The 6536-nt window shown below is 43.8% G+C and carries 6 protein-coding genes and 1 pseudogene; all 7 read right to left on the reverse strand.

Annotated elements, in window-relative coordinates; translation table 11 throughout:
• Nucleotides 1-541: pseudogene (locus tag ACP45E_RS18105) on the reverse strand (oligosaccharide flippase family protein); the annotation flags it as partial.
• Nucleotides 542-658: 117 nt separating this feature from the next.
• Nucleotides 659-1867 (reverse strand): glycosyltransferase, encoded by a 1209-nt coding sequence (locus ACP45E_RS18110; protein WP_017038565.1) that lies wholly within the window; start codon nucleotides 1865-1867, stop codon nucleotides 659-661.
• Nucleotides 1868-2019: 152 nt separating this feature from the next.
• Nucleotides 2020-3069: a glycosyltransferase family 4 protein gene (locus ACP45E_RS18115; RefSeq protein WP_017033372.1), complete on the reverse strand. Its 1050-nt coding sequence runs from the start codon at nucleotides 3067-3069 to the stop codon at nucleotides 2020-2022.
• Nucleotides 3050-4564, reverse strand: coding sequence for a sigma-54-dependent transcriptional regulator (locus ACP45E_RS18120; RefSeq protein WP_017038566.1), 1515 nt, complete (start codon nucleotides 4562-4564; stop codon nucleotides 3050-3052). The genes ACP45E_RS18115 and ACP45E_RS18120 overlap by 20 nt, the downstream gene beginning before the upstream one ends.
• 98 nt (nucleotides 4565-4662) lie before the next feature.
• Entirely contained in the window at nucleotides 4663-4986 is a 324-nt protein-coding gene (locus tag ACP45E_RS18125) for an Hpt domain-containing protein (protein ID WP_017038567.1), read from the reverse strand.
• A 327-nt stretch (nucleotides 4987-5313) separates the two neighbouring features.
• Nucleotides 5314-6000 carry a hypothetical protein gene (locus ACP45E_RS18130; RefSeq protein WP_017033369.1) on the reverse strand — a complete coding sequence of 229 codons (687 nt, stop codon included), beginning with the start codon at nucleotides 5998-6000 and terminating at the stop codon, nucleotides 5314-5316.
• The coding region (locus tag ACP45E_RS18135) for an SLBB domain-containing protein (protein WP_198927756.1) at nucleotides 6000-6536 on the reverse strand (537 nt) is incomplete at its 5' end. The genes ACP45E_RS18135 and ACP45E_RS18130, both read right to left, overlap by 1 nt.

The raw sequence follows: 6536 nt of genomic DNA on the forward strand, positions 1-6536 counted from the left end.
CATAAATATAGGTAACAACCGGGGCGATATACAGAACGACGACAATGGCTGACACTTGAAATATCGTGCTAACCACGCTGATCACTAGGAATGAGGTCGCTCGGTCTTTAAAACGCAACCACGCCATACTTATCCCTAGCGCACTCTCAAAGCCAAGCACCGTGCACAAAAGCGCAATATCGAGGACAGTAAACACCGATTGAAGAGGGGGAAGTAAAAATAGAACAATGGTGACGATAGAACCGACCATGAGCGACAGCATTACCGCGTACGTATAAAGCTGGCTCACCTTGTTAAATTGCTCGACTTTGCATTTCAGTTCGCCGACGAAACGATAGAGGTTTTCATGCATCGCCAAGCCAACCAATAAGCTCAGAAATACCGTGGTGGTCGCCAGTAACTCGAGTTTTCCGAGCTGTGCTGGAGACAAAAACTGAGCCATGATCGGCAGCATGATCAATGAAATGCCTTTGACTAAAAAAATACTTACCGCATACGTCAGCATGTTTTTTAGGGAACTGGGAAGTCTATCAATGATCATAATGTTCGCCTTTGTGATTACGCTCTTTTTTATAAAAGAGCGTTTAGTGCGCCAAATAACATTTTCATTTCATGCGTGTTTGTCTGGTTTTTATTCTGTTTATTTATCATCACGTTATTATGCAAAACGATCCGCTAGAAAGGTCTTGATTGGGTTGAGCGATACCCAACTAGGAGCGACGAGATTTACAGTGTCGTTCGTATTGTCGGCCATCGCTTTTGTGTATATTTTCTCGATCGCTCTAATATTTTGAACAGCGGTATGGTTATTCAAAATGTGTTCTTTAGCATGAAGTCCAATGGCCTGTGCACTTTTGGGATTTTTAACCACCGCTCGCATCGCATTCAGTATTGGGCACGTGCCACTGGTGTTTTTATAAAAAATGGCGGTTTTTTTATGTTCCAGTATTTCAGGAACCCCCCCTTCATAAGGCGCGATGATAGGAAGCCCAGCAAGAGCAGCTTCAGCAATCGCGAGACTGAATGCCTCCTTACGAGCGCCACTCACAAAGGCATTGCCACCTTTTAACCAACTTTGTACGTAACGTTGCTCGCCAACAAAATGAACATTATCCGACAGGTATAAGTAGTCAGTTTGTTGCTCTAATTGCTCTCTTTGAGGCCCATTACCAATAACAACCAGGTGAACGTGTGGGTATTCCATAACCAAGTGACGCATCGCAAGAAGTAGGCGGTCGACCCCTTTTCGGTGAACCAGAGAACACACGGTGACAAAGGTAAAAGCATCATCACCAATATCGAGTTGGGCTTTTATGTCTACCGCGCCTTGTTTTTCAAGCCGATCCACATCGATTCCGTTAGGAACAATGGATAAACGCGCTTGCGGGTAACCTTCTTTGATGAGTTGGTGTGTGATTGATTTGCTGACTGCAATGATTCTAGGCGAGTGATGGAGACCTAACGTGATACGTTCGCGTGCAGAGTAGTCAGAGTGTAATTGAGTAATCATTGGCGTATTCGTGACTTTGGCAACCGTATACATCCACTGACAAGGCGCTCCGCTGTTTACATGAATTAAATCAATATTAGCTTTAGCGATGTAGGCTTTTGCGTATTTAACTTGCGTCAACCACTGACGAATGTTGAACCGTGGGCTTGACCAGCCAAGCAGTATTGAAAAAGGCTCCAGTTCACTATGAATACCCATCTGGCGCATTTTTTCGTGAAGTAACGAGCTGTTTGTCAAAATAAATGGGGTAAAACGAGCGCGATCGATGTTTGCGATGATACCAAGCAGGCTGTTTTCATTGCCTTTATGGTCATCGTTTCCGCAATGAACAAAGAGTATGTTTTTTGCTAGTTTCATATTCGGCCCCTTATCTCAGCGAGAAGTTACTTTTTCTCTTACAAGGGGTTATTGCAATTGATGTGCCATGAAGAATGCCATCACATGTCATTGATATATAGCTATATTTTATATTATGGCGTTGTGAGGGTTCGTGTTTCTCAATTTGAGAATCATATTTGATAAATGGCTAATATCTGAGGAAGAACGCTGTGGGTTGAATATTGATCGACTACTTTATGTATCGCGGCCACCTTCATAGATGCTCTTTCGGACTCGCTCTTTGAGATCCACAATGCCAGGTACTGATTGAGTTCGGCCTCGTTATTCGTTATGAACCCATTGATATCGTGCTCAATCAGTTTGTTCAAGTCTCCCACATTGGTACAAAGAATAGGTATGCCTCGGGCCATGGCTTCTAGTGCGGCCATGGGCAATCCTTCATATCGGGATGGAATCACAAGAAGTTCAATGTTTTGCCAAATCGAATCCATGTTGGTCTGGTGTCCGTGAAAGACAAGATTAGCGGGCGCACGACTTTTTAGCTCGGTTTCCATCGGGCCGCTGCCATAACAATGAAAGTGATATTGAGGGTTTTGATAGGACAAGTCTAAAAAGCGATCGGGGGCTTTTTCACTACTCATGCGTCCAACAAACGCGATTTCAGAGCCCTTAGATTGTGAGACATCGGCCGTATCGATAAAGTTATTGAGAGTAAAAGTGGGGGTTGGGATTTTTTTCTTTATTAAATCACTGACTGATAAACAGGCGTGAGACAACATCGAGGTGTACCGATCAACAAAGTCATAGATTTTCACTCGACCCTTTGGTGTTTCCCCTGCGTGATAAGTAGAAATGTGTCTGAATGATACTTTTGGAGTGGCAAAGCGCGCCAGTCGAGTGTAGATACTTGCTTTGTAACCATGCGCGTGGATAAGAATAGGTTTGTGAAACACTATTGCGGACGTCAGTGATTGGAATGTACTACGCGCAGGAAAGGCATGGTTTAAGTAAAAAAAAGGTATCGACGCTTGCTCTAGCTTTTCAGAGAGAAGAGCGGGCTGTCCATAATGGGCAACAAACACCACGGTAACGTTAACATCGAATACCTTTAATCCTTTGGCAAGTTCAAAAACATGGGTTTCGATACCGCCAAATGTCAGGCTATCGATGATAAGCCAAACCCTTTTATCGTCGAGTGGTTCAGGCAGTGCTGTGTTCATCATCCGATTCCCAAGCTTGCTTCTTGCGATAGACCGTAGACGGGCTTAGCTCTAACAGTACGGCCGCGCTTAGGACGTTTCCATCACAATAATCTATTGCATTTTGGATGGTCTCGCGTTCTATTTGCCACATGGGTCTAATGGCGGATGCTTTAGACGCAGTCGATTCCTGACTGTCATGGGACGCCATCAAAGCATCCTGCGCAGGCGAGGGAGCGGATACTAGAGCTACCTCCTCTGTTCTTCTCTCATGACTGGGCGATGAGGCGTCTTTATGTGTGTGGTTGGGAACATGCTTAGCGGTTTGTTTAGTGGCCAATTGTTTAGTTGCCAGAATTTGAGCGGGTAGGTGATCGACGGATAACTTGGCTTCGTCGTTCAAGACCACAATATTACGAATGATATTCTGCAGTTGCCTAACATTTCCCGGCCACTGATATTTCTTAAGCAGCAGTTCTGCATCTTTGTTGATACCAGTAAACTTTTTACGGTCTTCTTTCGCATAGACTTTCAGGAAATGATTGGCGAGGATAACGATGTCATTTTCACGCTCACGCAAAGGCGGCATTTCAATCGGGACGACATGCACTCGGTAGTAAAGATCTTCTCTGAATCGACCCTCCTCAACTTCAAGAAGTGGATCTCGATTCGTTGCACATAAGATCCGTACATTAACTTTGACCTCCTTTGTCGCACCGAGTGGAGTAAATGTGCCTGTTTGCAAAAAGCGCAAAAGCTTCTTCTGCATGTCCAAGTCCATTTCGCACAACTCATCAAGAAACAATGTGCCGCCATCTGCCATTGACGCCGCGCCTTTTCTATCACTCGTCGCTCCGGTGAAGGCGCCTTTAACATGGCCGAAGACTTCACTTTCCATCAAGTCTTTAGGTATTGCGCCACAGTTAATAGCGACAAATGGCATTTTTGAACGTTGGCTTTCTTTATGAATCGCTTCTGCGCAAACTTCTTTCCCGGTCCCGCTTTCACCGTGAATAAAAACACTTGCCGTGGTGGGGGCAACGGAGTCGATAATCTTGTAAACCGCTTGCATGGAAAGGCATCCACCCAAGAAACCGTGGAATCGGTTACGATCGAATCTTGCTTCAATATCTTCAACAAGGTGCTCAAGCTTTGCCTGCTTCAAGTGCAGTGAAATGGACGTTTTTAAGCGATCGGCTTTGATGGGTTTTTCTAGAAAATCTTTCGCCCCTTTCTGAATGAGACCGACGGCAATGTCAACCGAACCATGAGCCGTTGCAATGACAGCGGAGGTTTGAATTTGGTTTTCACCAATCCAGTCCAGTATATCTTCACCCGACATATCGGGGAGTTTTAAATCCAAAATAATAAGCTCTGGCACATTACGTTCTATAAACGCGATGGCTTCTTTGCCTGTTTCAACATGAAATAGGTCATAAGGTTCATCTTTGACGTATTGCTTATAAAGCACAGCAAGCGATGTTGAATCTTCTACGAGTAGTACTTTGGGTCTCATCTGCTACGTCCTTTTAACTAATATAGAGATACGCTTTATAGAATGAACACATCTATAAGTTGGAAAATGAATAAGGGCAATCAAACTCGTCTAATAATCTAAGCGTCTACAAATCCTAAATCTTTTCTCATGACCAAGGCGTCAATAGAACGTTTGGCCAAAGACAGCAGCAGTGGGATACGATCAAGCGCAACGTCAAATTGCTTGTGTAAGCACTGCTTTTCAATTTCTCTAGCGAGTTCTGCAAGCGCGCGGTTACCCAGGGCGAAAGCCGCGCTTCCTAATGTGTGTGTTTCAAATTCAAGCTGTTCCATATTTTTGCTGTTCATTGCCTCGGTGATGTTGCTTAACCGAAGCGCAGATTCTTCAACATAATGATCGATTAAGATCGGTATGACGTCTGCGCTGGTGTCAGCAATCATTTGATTCAATATCGATTCATCAACGTACTTAGAGATAGATTCGGGTAGTTCACTTGATACGCTCAATGGTTAATTTCTCTCTGGTCAGCATTCACTTATTCATTATTAAAATGATAGTCCAGTATGAAAAAAATTCTGATATTTTGGCAACGCAGAGGTGAATGAATAGCGATTTTGTGATGTGAATAAGCTCAATTTATCAATAAGCTGCGATAAATTCACTTATTCACTTATAACGATAGGGTGAAGCAAGAAGCAAGAAAGTAACGCCGAACTATTCTAGATTAAACCTAAACAAAGATTGAAGAGATAGAGTGAGGATTAAAGTCAGGCAGATAATGACAAAAATTCATTTCGGCTCAGCCAATTTTCGAGTTTGACTCTAAGCTTGTTGGGGAGGAAAGGAATGCGTCTTAGCTCGCGAATAATTTCGGCACTTAAAGTCGGTTGATCTTTTACATTGAGCACGGTGCCGAGCAAATCTATTTGATCACTGCTCAAGAGTTCGACCGCTTTTTTGATATGAGATGAAGTGGTACTGCCTCCTTTTACTACCAGGATCGTTTTGTCACAGGCACTGGCGACACTCTGTGCGGGTATATTGCCACGGTTAATTTGTAATAACGGAGAGGTATCGATGATCACTCGATCAAATTGACCCTGCCATTTTTTTACTGCGTGGCTCATAAAGGTCGGATCTTTATACGCAAGTTGTGTGGATTGATCGCTCGGTATCGCGACACCGGTGAACAATCGATGGCTGTCGACATGTTCTATCAACTGCGTATTCCCTTCTGGGCTTATGGTGAGCTCTTTAAAGGCGGGATTAAACATGTTTAAGTCGACCAATAATGCGTTATGTCCTGCTAGCATATATCGTTCAGTCAAAGCACTAGCGACTGAAGTGACGCCATCTAGCGATTGGCAAGCGGTGATGCACAGTGATTTGCACCCAGAAAGTTCTGCAGACAAATAAATTTGTTCAATTTCAGCATGGGTCGCAGGAATAGCCATTAGAGCGCTCCTATTAGTACAATCGTAGTGGTTAGGCGGAGTATATCGGTTAGACCTACACGGGCCTTTTCCATGAAGCTTTCACTCTGGTCTGGGATAAAAATGGTGTCACCAGCACGCAAAACAGGAAGCTGTCTTATATTGGCGGTACGGCTGAACTCAATCAGATCAAATGTTCTAGCCTGTCCCTGACAGCAAGACATATTGACGACAGAAATCTTTTCAACATAAGCGTTATCACTTGGACCACCAGCTTCTGCAAGGATATCTAAGATGGTCATGTTGTCGTCAAAAACATAACGACCGGGTTTATTGACCGCACCAAGCACACGTATGGTTGACTCTTTCGAGCGATCTAACCAATTCTTGTTTTTTTCTGGAATATAAATCGTATCGCCCATGGTCACGGTCGGTAATAAGTTTTCGTCTCCCGTTTCAAAATAGAGTGATAGATTGAGCTTACTGACTTTGGAGTAGGTTTTGTCTCGGTGCGTGACTCTAATATTATGTATATCAGCTTCTTTTGTCGGGCCATC

The sequence above is a fragment of the Vibrio genomosp. F10 str. 9ZD137 genome (genome assembly GCF_049974785.1).
Taxonomy (GTDB): Bacteria; Pseudomonadota; Gammaproteobacteria; order Enterobacterales; family Vibrionaceae; genus Vibrio.